The organism is Gynuella sunshinyii YC6258, assembly GCF_000940805.1.
Taxonomy (GTDB): Bacteria; Pseudomonadota; Gammaproteobacteria; order Pseudomonadales; family Natronospirillaceae; genus Gynuella; species Gynuella sunshinyii.
Map to the genome: position 1 here is coordinate 2,001,210 of NZ_CP007142.1, position 23,209 is coordinate 2,024,418.

General features: G+C 48.0%; 18 protein-coding genes. 9 read left to right on the forward strand and 9 right to left on the reverse strand.

Features of this window, described 5'->3' with window-relative positions:
* Window positions 1–145 precede the first annotated feature (145 nt).
* The 3 genes from YC6258_RS08890 to YC6258_RS08905 all read left to right on the forward strand — a co-directional run bounded on the left by YC6258_RS08890 (window position 146) and on the right by YC6258_RS08905 (window position 6,561).
* Window positions 146–343, forward strand: coding sequence for a (2Fe-2S)-binding protein (locus YC6258_RS08890; protein WP_044616682.1), 198 nt, complete (start codon window positions 146–148; stop codon window positions 341–343).
* 168 nt (window positions 344–511) lie between these two features.
* Window positions 512–1,570: a hypothetical protein gene (locus YC6258_RS30905; RefSeq protein ID WP_044616683.1), complete on the forward strand. Its 1,059-nt coding sequence runs from the start codon at window positions 512–514 to the stop codon at window positions 1,568–1,570.
* Window positions 1,571–2,358: 788 nt separating this feature from the next.
* Entirely contained in the window at window positions 2,359–6,561 is a 4,203-nt protein-coding gene (locus YC6258_RS08905; protein WP_044616685.1) for a hypothetical protein, read from the forward strand.
* A 66-nt stretch (window positions 6,562–6,627) separates the two neighbouring features.
* On the opposite strand, the gene YC6258_RS08910 is transcribed toward YC6258_RS08905, so the two are convergent.
* The 3 genes from YC6258_RS08910 to YC6258_RS08925 all read right to left on the reverse strand — a co-directional run bounded on the left by YC6258_RS08910 (window position 6,628) and on the right by YC6258_RS08925 (window position 8,517).
* On the reverse strand, window positions 6,628–7,182 hold the full coding sequence (locus YC6258_RS08910) for a hypothetical protein (RefSeq protein ID WP_044616686.1): 555 nt from the start codon (window positions 7,180–7,182) through the stop codon (window positions 6,628–6,630).
* A 343-nt stretch (window positions 7,183–7,525) separates the two neighbouring features.
* The gene (locus YC6258_RS08920) at window positions 7,526–8,080 is read right to left on the reverse strand and encodes a hypothetical protein (RefSeq protein ID WP_044616688.1); all 555 of its coding nucleotides are present in this window, start codon (window positions 8,078–8,080) and stop codon (window positions 7,526–7,528) included.
* Window positions 8,081–8,211: 131 nt separating this feature from the next.
* Window positions 8,212–8,517 (reverse strand): hypothetical protein, encoded by a 306-nt coding sequence (locus YC6258_RS08925; protein ID WP_044616689.1) that lies wholly within the window; start codon window positions 8,515–8,517, stop codon window positions 8,212–8,214.
* Between the two features lie 749 nt (window positions 8,518–9,266).
* On the opposite strand from YC6258_RS08925, the gene YC6258_RS08935 reads away from it, so the two are divergent.
* Complete coding sequence (locus YC6258_RS08935; protein ID WP_044616691.1) at window positions 9,267–11,159, forward strand: LysM peptidoglycan-binding domain-containing protein; 1,893 nt, start codon at window positions 9,267–9,269, stop codon at window positions 11,157–11,159.
* 18 nt (window positions 11,160–11,177) lie between these two features.
* The gene (locus tag YC6258_RS08940; RefSeq protein WP_044616692.1) at window positions 11,178–15,365 is read left to right on the forward strand and encodes a LysM peptidoglycan-binding domain-containing protein; all 4,188 of its coding nucleotides are present in this window, start codon (window positions 11,178–11,180) and stop codon (window positions 15,363–15,365) included.
* 41 nt (window positions 15,366–15,406) lie between these two features.
* Here YC6258_RS08940 and YC6258_RS08945 read toward each other — a convergent pair whose 3' ends face one another.
* Window positions 15,407–15,955, reverse strand: coding sequence for a hypothetical protein (locus YC6258_RS08945; RefSeq protein WP_044616693.1), 549 nt, complete (start codon window positions 15,953–15,955; stop codon window positions 15,407–15,409).
* Window positions 15,956–16,086: 131 nt separating this feature from the next.
* A complete protein-coding gene (locus YC6258_RS08950; protein ID WP_044616694.1) occupies window positions 16,087–16,395 on the reverse strand; it encodes a hypothetical protein in 309 nt (102 codons plus the stop codon).
* Between the two features lie 26 nt (window positions 16,396–16,421).
* On the opposite strand from YC6258_RS08950, the gene YC6258_RS08955 reads away from it, so the two are divergent.
* Together YC6258_RS08955 and YC6258_RS08960 are read left to right on the forward strand one after the other, a co-directional pair.
* The gene (locus YC6258_RS08955; RefSeq protein WP_044616695.1) at window positions 16,422–16,697 is read left to right on the forward strand and encodes a hypothetical protein; all 276 of its coding nucleotides are present in this window, start codon (window positions 16,422–16,424) and stop codon (window positions 16,695–16,697) included.
* A gap of 11 nt (window positions 16,698–16,708) precedes the next feature.
* A complete protein-coding gene (locus tag YC6258_RS08960; RefSeq protein ID WP_144407595.1) occupies window positions 16,709–20,017 on the forward strand; it encodes a hypothetical protein in 3,309 nt (1,102 codons plus the stop codon).
* Window positions 20,018–20,335: 318 nt separating this feature from the next.
* Here the strand turns inward: YC6258_RS08960 and YC6258_RS08965 are convergent, their stop codons facing one another.
* Complete coding sequence (locus YC6258_RS08965) at window positions 20,336–20,632, reverse strand: hypothetical protein (RefSeq protein WP_044616697.1); 297 nt, start codon at window positions 20,630–20,632, stop codon at window positions 20,336–20,338.
* A gap of 247 nt (window positions 20,633–20,879) precedes the next feature.
* Between YC6258_RS08965 and YC6258_RS08970 the strand changes: the two genes are divergently transcribed.
* Complete coding sequence (locus YC6258_RS08970) at window positions 20,880–21,296, forward strand: hypothetical protein (RefSeq protein WP_044616698.1); 417 nt, start codon at window positions 20,880–20,882, stop codon at window positions 21,294–21,296.
* Between the two features lie 310 nt (window positions 21,297–21,606).
* Here YC6258_RS08970 and YC6258_RS08975 read toward each other — a convergent pair whose 3' ends face one another.
* From YC6258_RS08975 to YC6258_RS08985, 3 genes are all read right to left on the reverse strand, one after another.
* Window positions 21,607–21,903 carry a hypothetical protein gene (locus tag YC6258_RS08975; protein ID WP_044616699.1) on the reverse strand — a complete coding sequence of 99 codons (297 nt, stop codon included), beginning with the start codon at window positions 21,901–21,903 and terminating at the stop codon, window positions 21,607–21,609.
* 132 nt (window positions 21,904–22,035) lie between these two features.
* The gene (locus YC6258_RS08980; protein WP_044616700.1) at window positions 22,036–22,344 is read right to left on the reverse strand and encodes a hypothetical protein; all 309 of its coding nucleotides are present in this window, start codon (window positions 22,342–22,344) and stop codon (window positions 22,036–22,038) included.
* The gene (locus YC6258_RS08985; protein WP_044616701.1) at window positions 22,337–22,525 is read right to left on the reverse strand and encodes a hypothetical protein; all 189 of its coding nucleotides are present in this window, start codon (window positions 22,523–22,525) and stop codon (window positions 22,337–22,339) included. The genes YC6258_RS08980 and YC6258_RS08985 overlap by 8 nt, the downstream gene beginning before the upstream one ends.
* A gap of 239 nt (window positions 22,526–22,764) precedes the next feature.
* On the opposite strand from YC6258_RS08985, the gene YC6258_RS08990 reads away from it, so the two are divergent.
* Window positions 22,765–23,160: a VanZ family protein gene (locus tag YC6258_RS08990; protein ID WP_044616702.1), complete on the forward strand. Its 396-nt coding sequence runs from the start codon at window positions 22,765–22,767 to the stop codon at window positions 23,158–23,160.
* Window positions 23,161–23,209: the final 49 nt, after the last annotated feature.

Consider the following 23,209-nt stretch of genomic DNA (forward strand, 5'->3'; position numbering starts at 1 on the left):
CACACATCCTCATTTACGTCAGTAAACTGCGGTGTTGCGAGTGGTGCTTCCTTGCCTGCATCAAAACTATTCCTGTTTTTCAGAGACCCCTTAGCAGCCGCCTCGAATAAAAAAACACAGGATTAACGCGACAGAGGAGAAGCACATGTACATCTGTATTTGTGAGAACGTGACCGAACGGCAGCTGCGTGCCGAAGTCCGCAATGGCGCGTGTTCCCTGAGTCAGGCACGGCGTGTTTGTGGGGTCGCCAGGCGCTGTGGCGTGTGTGCCCGGCAAGCCAGGCTGATTATCCTTGAAGAACAGCACAGGGCTGCAACTTCGGTAATCGCCGCTGCCGGTTGAGACGCTGAAACCTGTGTTTTTATTCCTGTTTTTTGAGCATTGGTGATCGATTTTGTGAACCAGAGCATTACGCTCATCCGGTTATTTCTGGTATAACCCTCACCTCTTAATGGAAGATGCGCCCCGCATCAAATTGTGCTCATTTCATAATGGTAAGGAAACGCCCTCATGACTGGCCCTAATTCCCCCTGGGATGACGATGATTCCTGGCTGAATCCCTTTGATCATGCCCACTCCTCAGACAAACCCGACGAATCCGCCACCCGCCCGGAAGGGTATCAACGTATCGATGAATACCGCCTGCCCACCCCTGTGCGTGACTTCATTCGCAAACAGGGTTTTGAGCATTACTGGCAGCAGCGCGACGTTAATCGTATGCAGTGGGCGGGAGAGCCGGCTCCAGCAGGCATGGTACTGGTGATCTGTGATGGTCGCAGCGCCCGCCGCATTGACCGTTATCAGCAGACTCAGCATGGTCATCAGCAGCTTTATGTATTCCGTAAGCCGGGCGCTTTCAAACAAACCCGGGGTATCGGTGGTTCTGCCAGTCCCGGGCGTTATGAACAGTATGAAGCGGAAAGCGCCCAGATCCTGAAATCCCTCGATACCGCCCGTCCGGTCAAACTCGAACTCACCAACCTGGCCTGGCACCAGCGGCAGTACCGGTTTGAAGAAGAAGCCCTGCGCGGCTGGTTCAGCATTGCCCACCTGGCCGGTCATGAAGGTAAGCAGCTTAACGTGATTGTGAAGGGTGATAACGATGAACAGGGGCGTCGTATCGTCAGCAAGTTCTTCGTCACCCTGAAAGCCGAACAGTACCGTTATGAATTCGAAGTACCCGGCCTGAAAGCCGAAGATGTATTTGATCCGGCCGTCGGTGACTTGAGATTCAGCGTCAAAGGCCTGCTGGGTGAAGGCAAATTCAGCGGCCCGGCAACCATGATCAAACCGACCCAGCTGACCATACAGCAGATCGCCGACCAACTGATACAGATTGAACAGGCGCGCGGCTACGAACAGGCCCGCTACGCCGCCAAACAGCTCGATTACGATGCAAACTGGTGCATCACCGTGACCTGGCCGACAACGACCCCAACCTCATGCCCAGCCGCTTCATGCTACTGCCAGGTGCCAGCGACGAACAACTGGAGGCCAATGGCAACCTCGATGCCTTTCCGTGGCCGGTCCACGAAGACGGTCCACAGTACTTTTCCGTCGCGTTTTTAAAGCAGTGCCTGCAACTGAGTGGGCATTATCAGAGTGATGAGATGCTGCCGCGTTGGAGTTCGGTGGATCATGAACAGACCGATACAATAGATACCACCAGAATTGATCTACACCCGGAAGACCAGCAAGCCGAATTTGATGACACCTTGAAAGCGGCCTACGATCAATACCGCCAGGAACACGGTGTCAAAAAGGCCTTGCAGCGTTATCAGCCCAAGACTGAAAGCCGGTATAACGTTCAGGATGGTGACACCCTTTATCGTATTACCGAACTTCAGGATTACCCTTATTGGACGATACTATGGGCGGCTAATACCGACAGCGTTGATCTGCCTGATCAACTGGAGCCCGGAGCAGAATTGACCCTCCCGGAACTCCATGCAGAAGAGCTATTACAATGGCTCGATGAACAACAGGAACGGGATCGATACTGGACTCAGAAAGGCTTCTTTTTTCCGGCAGATTACCTGTCATTCAGCCTTCATGGTGACCAGCCCGAACAAACCCGAAGTCTGTTTCTGAATGCCTACCGGCATGATCCTTATCATCTGTTTTATCATCTCTACAGCCATCAATCGGATAGATTGATGGTATTGCTGCCTGCTGGTCAGGACCTCAGCGTTGCGATTAATAACCAGGTTTTGGAAAACGCCCGGCAACAAATACTTGGCCCATACCGGCTGCAATTGCCTCCCCAGAACGCGCTCGATACCGAACGGCCTTTACCGGATGGCTTAGTGTTTGAAGAGCAAAACCCATCCAATGAATCTGAAAAGGACGCCTGAACCATGCCCATGGAAGCTAAAGCTCTGCTAGAGCTGAAACGAAAACTGCAACAAGCGGATCAGGAGTACGAAGTCCAGCCTGGAGATACGCTTTATCAACTCAACGTTGCTCTTGATTATGTGCCGCGGACCCTGGAATTCGCTAACGTTGAGCGCATGCAAAGCTGGGGGCGGGGACCGACACAATTACTGCCAGGTGACCGCCTGTATTTACCGCAATATACCGATGACAATCACATTGACAGGCTTGATGAACGCCATGAAGCCGTGGCGAGGGGAGAGCTGACTCGCGGTCGGGCCTACAGCCAGGATCGTAATCAGACTCTACGGCCTGACCATCGACAATGGCACAGTGTGCGTTTGTATTGGGGGGACAACCAAGAGACATCTTTTGAACGCACTTCAGCATTCCCGTTAGTATACCCGGCCAAAGATGCAACCAAGCTGAAGCATGATGTGCAGATCTATGCCTTCGAACCCAATGCTGCAGACCCCATCGCAGATGACCAGCCGGTGCCGGTCAAAACCTTTCAACAACAACATATCGACAGCGGTACACTCGGAGCGACTGAAGATGTAGCCTGTGAACTTTCAAAGGAAGGCCTCAACTTGCCGCGTGATCTGCTATACGATTACAAGGCCTCTCAGAAAGCCACCTTACACGTCCAAAGTCCCCATAAAGATCCAGATGGTGAAGACCTGTTTTTCAATACCTCCGGCGTGATCGCCTCCGCCGTCAGCCAATACCTGATCGCACGGGTGGAGTTGATGCATGAAATCAACGGCGAAAGCGATATCCCCAAGCTACCCAATCTGCTGACCTGGGCTTTTTTGCAACCGCCTACCATTGGCCAAAACCCCTATCGTAAAGCGGCGCACAATAAATGGGTGGTCGATGACTCACCGAGAGCAGGTTGGTTTGAAGCAGAAATCCATGGCAGCCAGGCCACGCTGGATAGCGCCACCGGATTGTACAAAGCGCCGATGAAAATCTACCACTACCTGTATCAGATGAATTCCGGCCATGAAGCCCCCCAAAAACACGCACAAAAAGTTGAAGACAGTGTTGCCTGGATCAAAATCGAAGCCAATCAGGATGCACAGCTTAAAAGTGGCGCGCAGCCTAACTCCATCGCCCTGATCAAATATGAAGCAGTAGTGCGCAGCAATCTGACCAGAGAAGCTTTCAAGCACCAGCGCGACAGTCTGATGGCACAAAAAAAGTACGCCGACCTGTTCAGCCTCGAATGTGGTTGTTACCTCAAAGCCTGGGTACGCAACCTGGATATGCACTGGAGTAAAGAGCCGGAGTATCTTGATGACGATCCCGAAGATCTGCGCGTGCGGATGGAAAATCGTGACACCGTGACCCAGGACAATATCGATTTTCATACCCATGGCCTGGGCACTGTTGGCTACAACCCGCAGCTGTACTGCAACCACAGCTGGCGGCGTGAACGCATTATGGACGGTGAATGGGTTTTCGACAAAGACGGCAAAAAAGTCTGTCGCAGTACTGACAGTTTTGCCGAAGGTGATATTCGCCGAGTCGACGGCAATATGCTGTACGTTGGATTATATCCATCAGAACTGATATCAGCCCTTAACAAACTCGATCAACCTGAGCAGCCGGGCCAGCCACGGGAATTGAATTTTCCGGTATGGATGGGTGTCTCCATTGCCGTCAGCGGTATCGCCTGGTTGATGGGCAAACTCTTGGACCGTCTCGCCGAACGTAAAGCCCGCAAACGGCATACAGATACCGATCCCACAGTCAGGGCCAACAAACAGAAGCCTGCCTACTGGCAGCACCACTATGGCAAAGCGGTGTTGGAATTTCTGGATAACTTCAAGCTCAAAGAAATACTGGCCATGATCGCTGTGGATGGTCTGCGCAATGAGTTCGATCTGGATAAAATCATCGAAGCGATCAGTCCCTTGCATGAGTTTTTAAAAAGCAGTGATCTGGAGACGCTGGAGGATCGCATTTCCCAGGTGGATCTGAGCAGCGTAGAACGTGCCGTTAACGATATGCAACGGTTGATGCCGGAAATCTCGGACGAAGCCCGTGCTGGTTTTGAAGCTTCAGCCAAAAGCTATACCAACCTGCAAGAGGCATATGACGACCTGATCAAAGACGTCAAAGCTGAAATCAATCTGGTGCGGACCTATGAGGCCAGCGCAAATATTTATAGCCAGATTTTTCGTTTTGCCTTAATCGACCCCACTAATCCGTTTACGGAAGACGCTCACCAGAAAGAACTGGATAAACGGGATAGTAAAGTAGCCAGTCCGGATGCCGGTTTTTTCAAGCGATTGATGGGCAAAACCAAACTGGCCGATGCAGACAATTTTGAGGATGTGTTCAAGGAGCTGCGCAACACCTTTATCGAAGGACTGGGTGAAGGTGACCTGACCGCCAGCACCGGCGCCATCGAATTAGCCTCCCTGAGCGACACCAAATTCAGTCCACCACCGTATGGCCGGCCCTTACCCGGTTGGCTGGCGTTCCTGTTCTTTGCACGTAAAGTACATGTGCAAGGCCAGCTCAATCTGGAAGTCGAAGGCAAATACGTGACCGCCGAAGAACGCCAAAGCGTGGATGGCCGGGAACTCGATGAAGATACCCAAACGATCAAGAGCACCGTCGCCGAAAGCGGCCAATCCTATGCGGACCTGTTGATCAAACTCGGCTCCAAAAATAGTGATGAGGGCGAAGCCCAGGTAGTGGAACTGGAATATGCTTATCAACTGATGGCAGCCTGGACTGCGGTCAAGCAAGCCAACGAAGCCAAGACGACCAAAAGCGATCACAACTCCCTGACACAGGATCTGAATCATGTCACCTGGGGGCCCATGCTCAACGACGTACTCGACTACCTGGAAATCAGCCTGTCGGCCGCCGCAAAACTTAGCTTGGAAACCGAACTGGCCTGGCGGGTTGGTTATCTGTTCCAACACGAAAACAACCCAGGGCGTTTATACGGTGAACTGAGCCAACTGTTTAGCGACATCAACCTCAAATTTCCGATCAATGCCCGGCTATCGGTCTTCTCCTGGAGCTACCACATAGCAGAAGCCAAACTGGCCAATGTCAGAACCGAAGAAGCCAGTTTTTTAAGTGACCTGAAACTGTTTGGGAAGGACCTTTGGGATAAAGGGATTACGGTGAGTTGGGGGGTTACCGATATTACTGATGTGATCTATCGTCATTACAATAATCAGAAAAGAGAGGTCTATATCGGTGATGAGATCGGCGTGGTACTGGGTTACTCGGATATGGAATTTAAGCCAAACATGAGCGCCAAATTTACTTATGTATCCGGTGGGACGGATCAGGTATTAATAGAGCTGGATTCGGAACAGTTTGAGTATGTTGAAACTGATCAAGTGATTGATCGATTTGATGATATTGCAACGAAAAAAGCATTAAGTGAGCATACCAATATCTCAATCACAGCAATGCGTATGACATTGGATGTTGCCGCCGAAGAACGGTTTGCTCAAATTCGAGGCACGGAAAAGCAGCAAAAACATATTCTGGATTTATCCAAATACAATCAAAAAATGAAAGCGCTCTGGAATGATATAGCAGGGGCCAGTGAGCTAGAGCTGCAGTGTGCGGTGACGCCACAGGCGGGTGATCGAAATGATCGATTACTGGAAAATGACGATACCTTTATCCTTAAGTTACCAGTAGTGCGTAGTATCTCTGCGCACTCTGAACTCGGTGATAAAGATACTCTTCATTTTGCAATTCGTATCGACAATTATAAACGTGACAACGAATATGCCTGGGTTCGGTTATATGACAGAGATCGAATAGGGATTGATGACACTGTCCGGTTTGCGGTACCACAAGATCCGGATAAAGACAGTCAGTCGGATCAACCTGAGTACCAGGATTGGAACTTTATGCGTTTAAGCCGTAGCGAAACTCATCACAGGGAGGGAGATACCAGCAACGTTTACTATCTGGATATTCCGTTAAGCTGGCTGGATAAAAACAGTATTGAAGAAGCGGTGGATACCTTGGACAGTATAACAAATACCGTCGAATTAACGGTTGAGTTAGCTTATTTTGCCAGTACGAGCCTGACAGGATATGCTGGTCTTTTGAAGTGGGATTCGTATTTGTTTAAAGAGGATCTGACAGAAGGACGGGATGTAATTAAGGTGTTCTTGGATCACCCGCTACTGCAATAGACTATCGGTCATGAAATGAAGACTGTACCAGTCTTGGTACAGTCTTCATTGACTACTCAGTAAAACTTAATACTCGACGCCTTTGACTTTCATATAAAGCATCCCAACAGGGCTTTTCTCGTCTCCTACCAGCTCAAATATTTTTCCGGTGATTTTTAAATCAGGGCTTTTATAGAAGCATGCTTTGGTTTTAGGATCATACTCACACCATTCATCGCAGATTTCATCAGGCAATGTGGCTTCTTTATCATAGTGCAAATATTTAGGGTCAAAATTATCATGGCGTTTCATCGCATCTTTAAGCACAAAATCAGGAAAGTGGTTGGTATATATATATATAACTAGTTTCTTGACGGACTCTTCATCTCTAGTTCTAAAGGCAACTTTACATTGTGAGTTGTCCATATTGTAAGCACCGGTCATCATTGCGTGATAAAACCCCGTTACAGTCACCTCCTGCCCCAAATACTTCTCCCGAAACGCGGTATATCCCATATCCGCCAATGTCTTCGGTGTAATCAGCTTATCATCATCCACTGTGCCAATAGTTCTAAGATCTGGCTTGCAGGCAGTTAAGGTTGCTATGCAGAGGCCGATGCTGATAAGTGTTTTGAGGTTCATGGTTTCATCCTGAAATGTCGACTCGAAAAGATTGCTGATCATTATCTGGTTTTGAATCTGAAGTGCAAGGAACTGGTACTGAAAATGACGGCGGATGAGCCGATGAATACCTTGGACCGTATGAAAAATACCGTCGAATTAACGGTTGAGTTAGCTTATTTTGCCAGTACGAGCCTGACAGGATATGCTGGTCTTTTGAAGTGGGATTCGTATTTGTTTAAGGAGGATCTGACAGAAGGACGAGATGTAATTAAGGTGTCCTTGGATCACCCGTTACTGCAATAGGCTGTGAAATGATGACTGTACCAGCCTGGGGACAGTCATCATTGAAGACCCAAGAAACTTAATACTCGACGCCTTTAACTTTCATGTACAGCATTCCAACAGGACTTCTCTCATCTCCCACTAGCTCAAATATTTTTCCTGTAATTTTAAGATCAGGACTTTTATAGAAACAAGCTTTAGTTTTGGAGTCATATTCACACCACTCATCACAGATTTCATCAGGCAATGTGACTTCTTGATCATAGTGCAAATATTTAGGGTCAAAATTATCATGGCGCTTCATGACATCCTTGATAACAAAATCAGGAAAATGATTGGTATATATGTATATATTAAATTTTTTACCGGAATTTTTATCTTTGGTTGAAAATGCAACTTCACACTGCGCTTCATTTTTTCGATAAGTGCCAATGAGACCCGATTGATAAAAACCGGTCACTGTCACTTCCTGCCCAAAATACTTCTCCCGAAACGCGGTATATCCCATATCCGCCAATGTCTTCGGCGTAATCAGCTTATCATCATCCACCGTGCCAATAGTTCTAAGATCTGGCTTGCAGGCAGTTAAGGTCGCTATGCAGAAGCCGATGCTGATAAGTGTTTTGAGGTTCATGTGTTCATCCTGAAATTCGCTAAAACGAGCGTGCTGATCATTATCTGATTTTGAATCTGAAGTACAAGGAACTGGTACTGAAAATGACGGCGGATAGCGCGTGCATTCCCCAGTTCAAAGTAGCTTTCAGGTTAGCGTGAAGTTTCTGTATTTTTGTCCAATTTATTACTGGAATGCAGTGTTTCTAAATCCCTGGAATTAACTTCCCGTAGTGCCTGTATCTGTTGCCGTTCGCATTCATTGAGATCTTCAAATAATTGATTCAGCCGCTGTTGCAGGTGTTCGAAAAACCCGCAGGCAGCATGGGCGATTGAGGCGGTTTTTTCATCATCGTGTGAGGTCAGCATATGGATAATTGCCTGACCACCGGAGAGGGTGTTGGCGGTGATGTTCAGATCGTGTTTGATGGATTCGAGAGACGGAGGTGTTGTGGACATGGTTGGGTTCTCTTTGGATATAAAAACATGTGCCCCCAATCAGTTGCAAATGATCTGGGGGCAGGCCGAACGGGTTGCAACAACCGTCCAAAGAGACACGGCCCAGCCGAAACTGGCCCGCCGACCTGCCATAATGAACAGGTGCGAAGGTTCGCAGGCGATAAAAAAACACCAACATGTTTTTTTAGCCTCTCTTTGGACAAACGGGGTTGCAATCCCGGCACTGGATTTTGCCAGCGCGTGGCAGATGCTACGTGATCAACCGTTGCAGGGTCAATATCAAAGATATTGGTCTTTTAGTGAGCGGCCTTCGATTGGCAAACAATGTCTGTCGGCTCAATGGCACCAACTAATGAGGGACCGATGACTCGTTGTCAGGGAAGGACTTTTGGGATAAAGGGATTACGGTGAGTTGGGGTAAGACATAATTGATACCTTCTATATATCAGCACTACAACAACCTGACTTGTGAAGTATATGTTGGTGAAAACATCAGGGTGCTACTGGGCTGCTCAAATGCGAAGTTTACTTACTTGGTCAAGGGCACAGGTCAGTAGCTGATTGAGTTGGATTCGGAGCAGTTCGGATATTTAGAGGCAGGAGACCCGATTGGTCGATTTCTCGTAATCGACTTTGTGAACCAGAGCATTACGCTCATCCGGTTATTTCTGGTATAACCCTCACCTCTTAATGGAAGATGCGCCCCGCATCAAATTGTGCTCATTTCATAATGGTAAGGAAACGCCCTCATGACTGGCCCCTACTTCCCCTGGGATGACGATGACTCCCGGCAGGATTCATTGACAGACTCCTATTCCCCGAACAACGACGAAGATCATTCCACCCGCCCGGAAGGTTATCAGCGTATCGATGAATACCGTCTGCCGGCACCTGTGCGCGATTTTGTGCGCAAACAGGGCTTTGGGCATTACTGGCAGCAGCGTGATGTTAATCGCATGCAATGGGCCGGAGAGCCCGCCCCTGCAGGCATCGTACTGGTGATCTGTGATGGTCGCACCGCCCGCCGTATTGACCGTTATCAACAGACCCAGCATGGCCCCCAGCAACTCTATGTGTTTCGTAAACCGGGAGTCATCAAACAAACCCGTGGCATCGGTGGTTCTGCCAGTACCGGGCGTTATGAACAGTACGAAGCGGAAAGCGCCCAGATCCTGAAATCCCTCGATACCGCCCGCCCGGTCAAGCTCGAACTTACCAACCTGGCCTGGCACCAGCGGCAGTATCGTTTTGAAGAAGAAGCCCTGCGCGGCTGGTTCAGCATTGCCCACCTGGCCGGTCATGAAGGTAAGCAGCTTAACGTGATTGTGAAGGGTGATAACGATGAACAGGGGCGTCGTATCGTCAGCAAGTTCTTCGTCACCCTGAAAGCCGAACAGTACCGTTATGAATTCGAAGTACCCGGCCTGAAAGCCGAAGATGTATTTGATCCGGCCGTCGGTGACTTGAGATTCAGCGTCAAAGGCCTGCTGGGTGAAGGCAAATTCAGCGGCCCGGCAACCATGATCAAACCGACCCAGCTGACCATACAGCAGATCGCCGACCAACTGATACAGATTGAACAGGCGCGCGGCTACGAACAGGCCCGCTACGCCGCCAAACAGCTCGATTACGATGCCATGTGCAAACTGGTGCATCACCGTGACCTGGCCGACAACGACCCCAACCTCATGCCCAGCCGCTTCATGCTACTGCCAGGTGCCAGCGACGAACAACTGGAGGCCAATGGCAACCTCGATGCCTTTCCGTGGCCGGTCCACGAAGATGGCCCGCAATACTTCTCCGTCGCGTTTTTAAAGCAGTGCCTGCAACTGAGTGGGCATTATCAGAGTGATGAGATGCTGCCGCGTTGGTGCTCTGATGTCGATGACCAAGCGGTCGATGAACACGAACATCCCATTCATCCCGCCAATACTTTTGCCGATGATGACAGTGTTGATCGCCAACCTAACGAACTGAAAGCCGAATTCGACGATGCGCTGCAACAGGCCTATGCGCAGTATCGCAGTGAGCATGGGGTTAAAAAGTCCCTGAAAAGCTACCAGCCAAAATCGGAAAGCCGTTACACCGTACAGCCGGGAGACAGCCTGCACAGTATCGCTGAGGCCCAGGGATATCCGTATTGGACGGTAGTGTGGGAAGCCAATCGATCAGAGCTGGAGTCACCGGATCAGCTGGCCCCGGAGACAGAGCTGATCCTGCCGGAACTCAAGGCTGATGAACTGCTGGAATGGCTGACAGAACAGGGAGAACAAACCCTCTATTGGAGTCAAAAAGGATTCTTTTTTCCGGCTAACTATGTTTCCTACTCCCTGCTGGACGATGATCAGCAGCCCCTCGTTGGACTCGACAATTCACCCGAATGGGTCGCCGGTCAGCGCACCACCGATCAATATCGTTTCTACCATTTCTCCCTGGCCCATCATGATGCCTGCTACCTGATGATGCCCAACGACCAAAACCTGATCCTCGGAATGGTTCGTGGTCAGCTCAACTCCACCGGGCAGGCATTGCGGCGCATCCTGCCACCGCTTTGGAAGGGTAGCGAAACTGATCCGGCCGCAGCCGTCGACCTGGCCGAGTCCCTGTTTTTTGATGACGATCCGGACTATCACAGCGTTTAACCGATTAAGGATGATTTCATGACCCAATCACGATTTGATGCACTAAAAACCGCGCTCAAACAAGCGGATCAAACCTACACCGTACAATCCGGCGATAATCTGTACGATCTCGCCAAAGGCCTGGAGTATGTTAACTATCTGGTAATCTGGCGTGCCAATCCGGACAAAATCAAAACCTCCACTGATTCTTCGAGTCCTGTTCTTCAGATCGGTGAAGAACTGACCCTGCCCAAATACACCGTGACCAACCATCGGCCCGAAGTTGATAAGGCCATGAAAGCTGCCTGGCAGATCGAGCAGGAACAGGCCAATCATCTGGCCCGTGCGCGAACCGGCGTGGTACATGGCACCGGCCAGCAGAATTGGCAAAGCGTACGTATTTACTGGGGTAATGAAGATATTGAAGATCTCAACACCACCTTTCCATTCGCTCGTATTCACGAACTGCCGGATAACATCCTGAGCAGTAAAGAACACCCGGCCGTTGCCATACTCGATCAGGATGTGCGCATCAACCGTTTTGAAAACCTGTCCGGCAACGTCATTCTGCAACAGCAGGAGGACAAAACCGCAACCTGGGATCAGGCCCTGCGCAGCCATGAAGATATGACAGAAGCGCATGCTCAGGCCACTCGCGTGCAAATTGAAAGTATCTACGTGCCGGGTACCCAGCTCGATAAAAACTACGACTTCGATGATCGCAGTGGCCGTTACGGTCAGCCGGAAAATCCGCGTAAGCTGGAAAAATGCCGCCGTGGTCGCATTGCTTCAGCCGTCAGTCAGCATGTTATTGTGCGCATTGAAATGAGCGGTCCGGTCACCAAACCGGCCGAACTGCCAAGCCTGGATACCTGGGCCTTCCTGCAACCGCCTTCCATCGGTGGCAACCCCTACCGGCTCAACGGCAACAACCAATGGGTTACTGATGATGCCCAGAAAGCCGGCTGGTTCCATGGTTGGATCCTGGGAGTCGAGGCCGAAGAGATCGGCAAAAACCTCTATAAAGTGCCATTGACCCAGTTCCGTCCGCTGTTTACCGAGCAAGAGGGCACTGACAGTCATCAAAGCTTTCAGCAGGTGCTTGAAGCCCGTATGAAAGTCGATGACAACAACCCGCGCGTGGTATACGTCAAATATCCGGCTATCGTCTACAACGACTGTACCAAAGAAGACTTTAAACGCCGCCGTCAGCTATTGCTTGAAAAAGAGCAATACCAGGATGTGCTCAGTATCGAAGTCGGCAGTTACATGAAAATCTGGGTACGTAACCATACTTACAAATGGATGGATGACGGCCCTAAAGATGAATACAGCGAAGATTTGCCCAACAGCATGGCGGTGGATGATCCCTACCTGTTTCCACGAACCCTGAGCGATGGTCGTACCAACCCCGGATTTAATCCGCAGTTGTGCCGTAACCATACCTGGCGGCGGGAACGACTGGTGGATGGTCGTATCGAAACCGATCCCGATACCGGTAAAGCACGTGAACAAGCCGTCGACAGTGCCAGTAAAAGTTATGGTGATTTACTCTACGTCGGCCTCTATCCGGCGGAACTGATACACTCCCTCAACCGTATCAGCCAACCGGAGCAACCCGGCAAACCGAGAGAACTGAACGTATTCAACTGGCTCGGTACCAGCGTTGCCTATGCCGTATTGCTCAATACCCTCAAACGTATTCTGCGCCACGCAGCCGCCAAAAAAGCCGCTAAACAATATGACCCCAGCCTGCCGGATCGAAAAAAGCCGGAATACTGGGAATACGAATACGGCAAGACGCTCAAAAAATTCCTGAGCACCGTCATGATTCCGGAACTGTTTGCCGTGCAGGCGGTAGATAGCTTTCGCAGCAATTTCGACCTGGATGCGGCACTGGGTGAAATCAAAAACATTTTCAAAAGAGTGGGGGATGATGACGCTCTGGGCAAAAAAATCGACCAGATAGACACCTCCCAAAGCGGTGCCGAGGTTCGTCAGCAAATCCGCGACCTCAAATTACCGCAGGCCATGATCGAACGCTTTGACATCATTGTTGCCAAGAAAACCGGCGTGGCCCTCAAAAAGGCCCTGGATGATGAAATCAAAACCGCCAAAAACGAAGTCAACATTGCCGGCACCTTCAAAACCACCCTGAAAATCTACGGCTACATCCTCAACTTCGCCCTGCTCGACAGCGACAATCCGTTCCTCATGGCAGATGAAAAAAAGGCTCGTAATGAAAAAGACTCTCTCGGTTTCGCCCGGGTAATGGAGAGCAGTATGACCAGCCCATTTGCCCGCCTGTGGGGGCGGTTCCAGAGTGCGAATAGCAAAGACCTGCTCAAGGCTATGAAAGAACTGATCGGCAGCCTGATGAAAGGTGAGGAGCAGCATGCCTTAAGCTTTGAAACCTCACTGGACCTGCTGAGCTTCAACGACGCCAAACTCTTCCCGACGCCAGCGGGAGCATTATTGCCCCCGCCACTGACCTTTATCCTGTATTCGCTGATGGTGCGGCTAAAAGGCAAACTGCCGTTGACCCTGGCCGGACAATACCAGGCATCGGCCAAAAGTCCCATGAACCTGGATTTTGAAACCCTGAGCGATGAAGCCCGACAGGAAAAACTCGATAAAAACGACGCAGTGATCGAAAAAGGTCAGCAATACGGCGGACTCACCATTGGCCTGGGGAGCGACAAAGCACCCGTGAGTGCGAGTATCGAAGTCCTGTTCCAGTTACAAGCGGCATGGACGGCCGCGGTTCAACGGTTTGATGATCAGAGCAATGGTATTCACTACTCCGGTACAGGTGTCGATAGAAAATACGACAACGGCCTGCACAACATGCTGTGGGGGCCGTTGATCAAAGACATCTTCGATTACATTGAAGTCAGCTTCACCGTAGGCCCGAAACTTGAACTGAGCAACCACGTTCAATGGCAACTGGCCTACCTGTTCGAAGATGAACAAAACCTGCAAAACCCGAAATTCGCCTCCCAATTCATCAACCAACTGAAAGACCTGGGCGGCCAGATCAAACTCAGCTGCCCGATCAGCGCCAGGCTTTCTGTCTTTGCATGGCAATCCGACATCATGACCGCACAACTGGCCACCTTGAAAAAAGAAGAAGCCACATTCTTTGATGACGTGACCTTGTTTGGGAAAGATGTTGTAGATAGTGGGGCTAAGGTGACATGGGGGGTTGGTGTGTATACAAGGACTCTGTATCGGCATTATCAAACACCAGAGGAAGTTTATATTGGTGATCAGATCAGTGTGATTTTGGGAGCGTCCAAGCGGCCACTGGATACCACATTCTCGGGTGAGTTTTTATGGGCAGACAAAGGCAGTGAATTACTAGGTGAAAGCAATAATACGAGCGAGAGGCTAACAAGTTTAGACAATAAAAATTTTAGAGTTAGCACGAAAGAAGCCTATCTCTCAGAGATTGCTGATTCTAGTTTTAAGGAGCGAAATGCAGAAGTATTAGACGAATTTGATGAGGTCGTTAGTGCAGCGCTGAAAATTAGTTTTAACGAAAAAGCGGATTCTGAAATAGCTCCAGGAGTTCAATCCGGAAATATAAAGGTCCTCGCCTTATCCAAAAATCCGGGCAAATCCTACACTGTTGATAGTGATAAAAAATTGTGGGAGATGTTCGAAGAAAAAGAAGAAATTTATTTAAAAGCCAATATCTTACCGAAAAATAGGGTAGTTATTGGGCTATCGAATGACCAACCTATTAAACTCAAATTACCTGTTGTTGAGAACATTCGTGGTCATGTCACTCGTAAAGGGCAAGATAGTTTGAAGTTCAGTGTCTGGTTCAGAAACTTTAAACGCCAATATGAACATGTCTGGGTACAGTTAGTTGAAACTGGAGACAGTGTATTTGACCATCCACTGGACGTTAAAATCCAGGCCTGGGATGAAACTGATGAAGCATTTAAGAAAAAGCCATACTCAAAGTGGAACCTGATTCGGATGCAACAGGATGCGGGTGATAAGAATAAATATACCGTTGAAATTCCATTAGCAGGCTTAAATCCGAAGCAAATTGAGGATGAGTTTGATAGTTGGCTGGAGGACTTTGAGCTGGATATCGGTATTAAATTTGGCTATTTCGAAGAAGTCGATGGTGACGAGTATCTACTGAAAACAGATCTGGATGATGAGCTGAATGCCAAATTGGATATTGAGGCTTATAAGCCTTTTATGAATTGATTCCAGGACTAATCAACCAGGGCAGTTAGAGCTGCCCTTTTTTAGTATTGAACTCCTTTGAGCTTCATTCGAATGTAATATCCATCTAGACCTTCACCGGCTCGAAATATTTTTCCAGTTACTTTTAAATGAGGGCTTTTATAGAAACACGCGCCTGTGTCTTCATTGTATTCACAGCGTTCTTCGCAGACATCCATAGGCAAATCGATTTCCTCTGGGTAGTTAAGCAAATTCGTAAATTCTGGACTGGACTCTTTAAACAAATCTTCAATGACAAAGTCTGGAAAATGATTGGCATAGATATATAAAACGATGGACTTTTTGAGTTCTGGGTCTCGAGTTACAGGAGCGAATAAACATTGCCCGTTTTCAGGTCGATATCCGCCCAAGAATTTTCCTTCTGAAAGGTTTGAAATTGTTACTTCTTTCCCCAGATATTTTTTTGTAAATTCATCAGTCCCCATATCGTAAATCATAGCTGGCGTAATCAGCTTATCATCATCCACCGTGCCAATAGTTCTAAGATCTGGCTTGCAGGCAGTTAAGGTCGCTATGCAGAAGCTAATGCTGATAACTGTTTTGAGGTTCATGTGTTCATCCTGAAATTTGCTAAAACGAGCGTGCTGATCATTATCTGGTTTTGAATCTGAAGTGCAAGGAACTGGTACTAAAAATGACGGTGGATAGCGCGTGCATTCTCCAGTTCACGATGGCTTACGGGTTAACGTGGAGTGCTGGTGTTTTCGTCCAATTGATTACTGGCATGAAGGGTCTTTAATTCTCTGGCATTAGCTTCTCTCAGCGCTTGTATCTGTTGCCGCTCGCATTCATTGAGATCTTCAAATAATTGATTCAGTCGCTGTTGCAAATGTTCAAAAAATCCGCAGGCGGCATGGGCGATTGAGGCGGTTTTTTCGTCATCGTGTGAGGTCAGCATATGGATAATTGCCTGACCACCGGAGAGGGTGTTGGCGGTGATGTTCAGATCGTGTTTGATGGATTCGAGAGAGGGAGGTGTCGTGGTAGGCATAATGTTGTTCCTGTTTTGAAGCAATCATGTGCCCCACAAACCAGTTGCAAATGGTCTGGGGGCAGGTCGAACGGGTTGCAACAACCGTCAAAACAGAAACGGCCCAGCCGAAGCTGGCCCGCCGACCTGCCATAATGAGCAGGCGCGAAGGTTCGCAGGCGATAAAAAACATACTCATGCTTTTTAGCCTCTGTTTTGACCTCGGGGTTGCAATCCCGGCGCTGGATTTTGCCAGCGCGTGGGAGATGCTACGTGATAGAGGGATGCAGGGTCAATATCAAGATATTGGTCTTTTTTTGTGAGCGGCTTGCGATTGGCAAATAGCCCCTACCGGCTCAACGGCAACAACCAATGGGTTACTGATGATGCCCAGAAAGCCGGCTGGTTCCATGGTTGGATCCTGGGAGTCGAGGCCGAAGAGATCGGCAAAAACCTCTATAAAGTGCCATTGACCCAGTTCCGTCCGCTGTTTACCGAGCAAGAGGGCACTGACAGTCATCAAAGCTTTCAGCAGGTGCTTGAAGCCCGTATGAAAGTCGATGACAACAACCCGCGCGTGGTATACGTCAAATATCCGGCTATCGTCTACAACGACTGTACCAAAGAAGACTTTAAACGCCGCCGTCAGCTATTGCTTGAAAAAGAGCAATACCAGGATGTGCTCAGTATCGAAGTCGGCAGTTACATGAAAATCTGGGTACGTAACCATACTTACAAATGGATGGATGACGGCCCTAAAGATGAATACAGCGAAGATTTGCCCAACAGCATGGCGGTGGATGATCCCTACCTGTTTCCACGAACCCTGAGCGATGGTCGTACCAACCCCGGATTTAATCCGCAGTTGTGCCGTAACCATACCTGGCGGCGGGAACGACTGGTGGATGGTCGTATCGAAACCGATCCCGATACCGGTAAAGTACGTGAACAAGCCGTCGACAGTGCCAGTAAAAGTTATGGTGATTTACTCTACGTCGGCCTCTATCCGGCCGAACTGATACACTCCCTCAACCGTATCAGCCAACCGGAGCAACCCGGCAAACCGAGAGAACTGAACGTATTCAACTGGCTCGGTACCAGCGTTGCCTATGCCGTATTGCTCAATACCCTCAAACGTATTCTGCGCCACGCAGCCGCCAAAAAAGCCGCTAAACAATATGACCCCAGCCTGCCGGATCGAAAAAAGCCAGAATACTGGGAATACGAATACGGCAAGACGCTCAAAAAATTCCTGGGCACCGTCATGATTCCGGAACTGTTTGCCGTGCAGGCGGTAGATAGCTTTCGCAGCAATTTCGACCTGGATGCGGCACTGGGTGAAATCAAAAACATTTTCAAAAGAGTGGGGGATGATGACGCTCTGGGCAAAAAAATCGACCAGATAGACACCTCCCAAAGCGGTGCCGAGGTTCGTCAGCAAATCCGCGACCTCAAATTACCGCAGGCCATGATCGAACGCTTTGACATCATTGTTGCCAAGAAAACCGGCGTGGCCCTCAAAAAGGCCCTGGATGATGAAATCAAAACCGCCAAAAACGAAGTCAACATTGCCGGCACCTTCAAAACCACCCTGAAAATCTACGGCTACATCCTCAACTTCGCCCTGCTCGACAGCGACAATCCGTTCCTCATGGCAGATGAAAAAAAGGCTCGTAATGAAAAAGACTCTCTCGGTTTCGCCCGGGTAATGGAGAGCAGTATGACCAGCCCATTTGCCCGCCTGTGGGGGCGGTTCCAGAGCGCGAATAGCAAAGACCTGCTCAAGGCTATGAAAGAACTGATCGGCAGCCTGATGAAAGGTGAGGAGCAGCATGCCTTAAGCTTTGAAACCTCACTGGACCTGCTGAGCTTCAACGACGCCAAACTCTTCCCGACGCCAGCGGGAGCATTATTGCCCCCGCCACTGACCTTTATCCTGTATTCGCTGATGGTGCGGCTAAAAGGCAAACTGCCGTTGACCCTGGCCGGACAATACCAGGCATCGGCCAAAAGTCCCATGAACCTGGATTTTGAAACCCTGAGCGATGAAGCCCGACAGGAAAAACTCGATAAAAACGACGCAGTGATCGAAAAAGGTCAGCAATACGGCGGACTCACCATTGGCCTGGGGAGCGACAAAGCACCCGTGAGTGCGAGTATCGAAGTCCTGTTCCAGTTACAAGCGGCATGGACGGCCGCGGTTCAACGGTTTGATGATCAGAGCAATGGTATTCACTACTCCGGTACAGGTGTCGATAGAAAATTCGACAACGGCCTGCACAACATGCTGTGGGGGCCGTTGATCAAAGACATCTTCGATTACATTGAAGTCAGCTTCACCGTAGGTCCGAAACTTGAACTGAGCAACCACGTTCAATGGCAACTGGCCTACCTGTTCGAAGATGAACAAAACCTGCAAAACCCGAAATTCGCCTCCCAATTCATCAACCAACTGAAAGACCTGGGCGGCCAGATCAAACTCAGCTGCCCGATCAGCGCCAGGCTTTCTGTCTTTGCATGGCAATCCGACATCATGACTGCACAACTGGCCACCCTGAAAAAAGAAGAAGCCACATTCTTTGATGACGTGACCTTGTTTGGGAAAGATGTTGTAGATAGTGGGGCTAAGGTGACATGGGGGGTTGGTCAGTATACAGAATATTTATTTCGTCATTATCGAACTCCAGAGGAAGTTTATATTGGTGATCAGATCAGTGTGATTTTGGGGGCGTTGAAGCGGCCCTTGGATACTACGTTTGAAGGGGAATTTTTATGGTCTGACAATCAAAACGATTCAACTAAGCGACTAGTTAGCTTAAAAGATCAAGATTTTCATGTTCAACGATCTGCAGAATATATTGAGAGTGCCGAAGAAAGTTTAAGAAAGGACGTTGCCGAACAGGTTAAGGATTTTGAGGAAGTTGTAGGTATAGCCTTGCAGATCAGTTTCAACCAAAGAGCAGACTTGGAAATAGAATCTTATACTCGAACTAAAAAAATTAAGATCCTGAGTTTATCTAAAGATCAAGATAGTATCTATTCTATTAGTGGCGACCAAAAACTCTGGGAATTATTGAAGAAGAAAGAAGAGATCTATCTAAAAGCTAGTGTTTTACCCAAAAATAGAACAGCTATCGAACTTTTTGATAAACAACCTATTAAGCTTAAACTCCCTGTGGTGGAGAATATTCACGGGCATGTTGCACGTAAAGGGCATGATTGCCTGAAATTCAGTGTCTGGTTCCGAAATTTTAAACGCCAATATGAACATGTCTGGATACAGTTAGTTGAAACTGGAGACAGTGTATTTGACCATCCACTGGACGTTAAAATTCAGGCCTGGGATGAAACTGATGAGGCATTTAAAAATAAACCATACTCAAAGTGGAACCTGATTCGGATGCAACAGGATGCGGGTGACAAGAATAAATACACCGTTGAAATTCCATTAGCGGGTTTAAATCCGAAGCAAATTGAGGATGAGTTTGATAGTTGGCTGGAGGACTTTGAACTGGATATCGGTATTAAGTTCGGTTATTTCGAAGAAGTGGATGGTGATGAATATCTGCTGAAAACAGATCTGGATGATGAGCTGAATGCCAAATTGGATATCGAGGCATATAAGCCATATATGAAAAAATAATATATTTATATGTAGTTAATTTGAGGCAGATATGGAGATCACCCTCAAATTAAATACTTTTAATATTGAACACCTTTAAGCTTCATATAGAGGCGATATTCACCTGTAAGTCTACTAATATCCCTTGCGTCAAATATTTTCCCTGTAACTTTTAGGTTAGAGCTTTTATAAAAACAGGCTCCTGTTTCTTCATTGTATTCACAACGCTCGTTACAGACATCTATTGGTAGGTCAGTTTCGCTTGGGTAGCTCAATAATGCTGTTAGTTCTGGGCTAGATTCCTTAAATATATCTTCTATGACAAAGGTAGGCCAGTGATTAGCATATATATACTGTTATATCTCTATTAATATGCTTATCACCACTATGAGCTGCAAGAATACACTGACCATCCTGTGGTTGATATCCTCCTGTAGACTTTGCACTATAAAAATCCGCCACAGTCACCTCTTTTCCCAAATATCGTTTCTCAAACTCCTCAAACCCCATCTCATCAATCATAGCCGGCGTAATCAGCTTATCATCATCCACAGTGCCAATAGTTCTAAGATCTGGCTTGCAGGCAGTTAAGGTCGCTATGCAGAGGCCAATGCTGATAAGTGTTTTGAGGTTCATGTGTTCATCCTGAAATTTGCTAAAACGAGCGTGCTGATCATTATCTGGTTTTGAATCTGAAGTGCAAGGAACTGGTACTAAAAATGACGGTGGATAGTGCGTGTATTCTCCAGTTCACCATGGCTTCAGACAAACAAAAGACGAAAAACAGGACAGCCACTAAGTTGAGCAATAGAGAGTTAATGAAGCTCACATTGCCGTAGTAAAGAACATACGAGGTCATGTCACTCGTAAAGGACAGGATAGTTTGAAATTCAGTGTGTGGTTCAGAAACTTTAAACGCCAATACGAACATGTCTGGGTACAAATTTCGGAAATCGATGCTGGCATCTTTAAAAGTCATTTAGAGTTTAAGGTCCAGGCCTGGGATGAAACCGACAAGGAGTTTAAGCACAAGCCCTATTCATCCTGGAACCTGATCCGAATGCAGCAGGATATGAGTGATAAAGATAAATATCTAGTTGAGATTCCGCTGGCAGGATTGAATCCACAGCAGATGCAGGAGGAAATTGAAAGTTGGTTGGAGGATGATGAACTTGAGATTGGTATCAAATTCGCCTATTTTTCCGAAGTGGATGGCGATGAATATTTACTAAAAACAGATCTGGATGATGACATACCAGCTAGATTGGATATCGAGGCTTATAAACCCTTTTTGAACTAGAGTGTGTTGTTTTTATATGCATGGGGCAGTTAGTTAATACAGCCCCATGTTCATTTCTATTCAATATTCAACACCTTTAAGTTTCATTCGCATATAATATCCTCCAATTCCTTCACCAGCTCTAAAAATTTTGCCAGTCACCTTTAAACGTGGACTCTTGTAAAAACAAGCACCAGTCTCTTCATTATATTCGCAACGTTCTTGGCAAACGTCCATGGGTAAGTCGGTTTCCTTGGGATAACTTAGTAAAGCAGAAAACTCTGAACTAGATTCTTTGTATAGGTCTTCAATAACAAAGTCTGGCCAATGATTAGCGTATATATATAACAATATCCTTGTTGAGTTTGTCATCTCCATTGTGAACAGCAAGAACGCATTGTCCCTCTTCAGGTCGATACCCTCCTGTCGACTTTGCGCTATAAAAATCCTTTACCGTCACTTCCTTCCCGAGATACTGTTTTGTGAATTCATCAGTCCCCATATCGTAAATCATAGCCGGCGTAATCAGCTTATCATCATCCACCGTGCCAATAGTTCTAAGATCTGGCTTGCAGGCGGTTAAGGTCGCTATGCAGAAGCCAATGCTGATAAGTGTTTTGAGGTTCATGGTTTCATCCTGAAATGTCGACTCGAAAAGATTGCTGATCATTATCTGGCTTTGAATCTGGAGTACAAGGAACTGGTACTAAAAATGACGGTGGATAGCGCGTGCATTCTCCAGTTCACGATGGCTTACGGGTTAACGTGGAGTGCTGGTGTTTTTGTCCAATTGATTGCTGGCATGAAGGGTCTTTAATTCTCTGGTATTCGCTTCTCTCAGCGCTTGTATCTGTTGCCGTTCGCATTCATTGAGATCTTCAAATAATTGATTCAGTCGCTGTTGCAGGTGTTCAAAAAATCCGCAGGCAGCATGGGCGATTGAGGCGGTTTTTTCGTCATCGTGTGAGGTCAGCATATGGATAATTGCCTGACCACCGGTGAGGGTGTTGGCGGTGATGTTCAGATCGTGTTTGATGGATTCGAGAGAGGGAGGTGTCGTGTTAGGCATAATGTTGTTCCTGTTTTGAAGCAAATTCTGCCCCCTCGTTGGTGGTAAACAACTTTTTTTGGGGGCAGGCCGAGCGGGTTACCACAACCGTCAAAACAGAAACGGCCCAGCCGAAGCTGGCCCGCCGACCTGCCATAATGAGCAGGCGCGAGAGTTCGCAGGCGATAAAAAACATATTCATGCTTTTTAGCCTCTGTTTTGACCTCGGGGTGGTAATTCCCGGCGCTGGATTTTGCCAGCGCGTGGGAGATGCTACGTGATAGAGGGATGCAGGGTCAATATCCCCGTTACTTGTTGGTGGGATAGGCCTGTACGATCCAACCATGAAGCCTGCCACAGTCTGATAGATTGGTGTGGCAGATTGATGAATGCTGGTCTTATAATCCTTCCCTCCAAATTCGTTGTATGACTTATTTCTGTATGCAAAAAATTATCATTTTGATCACTCTGTTATTTGTCCTGTTTATTGCCCGTATTATTTTTCTGGCCGATACCGGCGGCGACAGTATTTTCTTCGATCTCGGCAAGGCGGTTCCTTATGGCGATAAAGTGGCGCATTTTTGTTTGTATGGTTTGTTGACGTTGTTAGTGAATTGGGCCTTCCAGTTCCGTCAGTTGAGTCTTTATCGCTGGCGTCCTTATCTGGGTTCGATACTGGTTGTGGTTTTTGCAGTGCTAGAGGAGCTGAGCCAGGGTTGGTTTCCGACCCGCACGTTGGATATCGTTGATCTGCTTGCCGATGCGGCAGGTATTACGGTGTTCAGTGTCATCAGTTTTTGGTTGCAACGCACTCAACAACGTTACCGGGAAAACTAATCCATTATTGGTAATGCGTATTTCCGGCTTCGGGCTTTATTTGCTATTT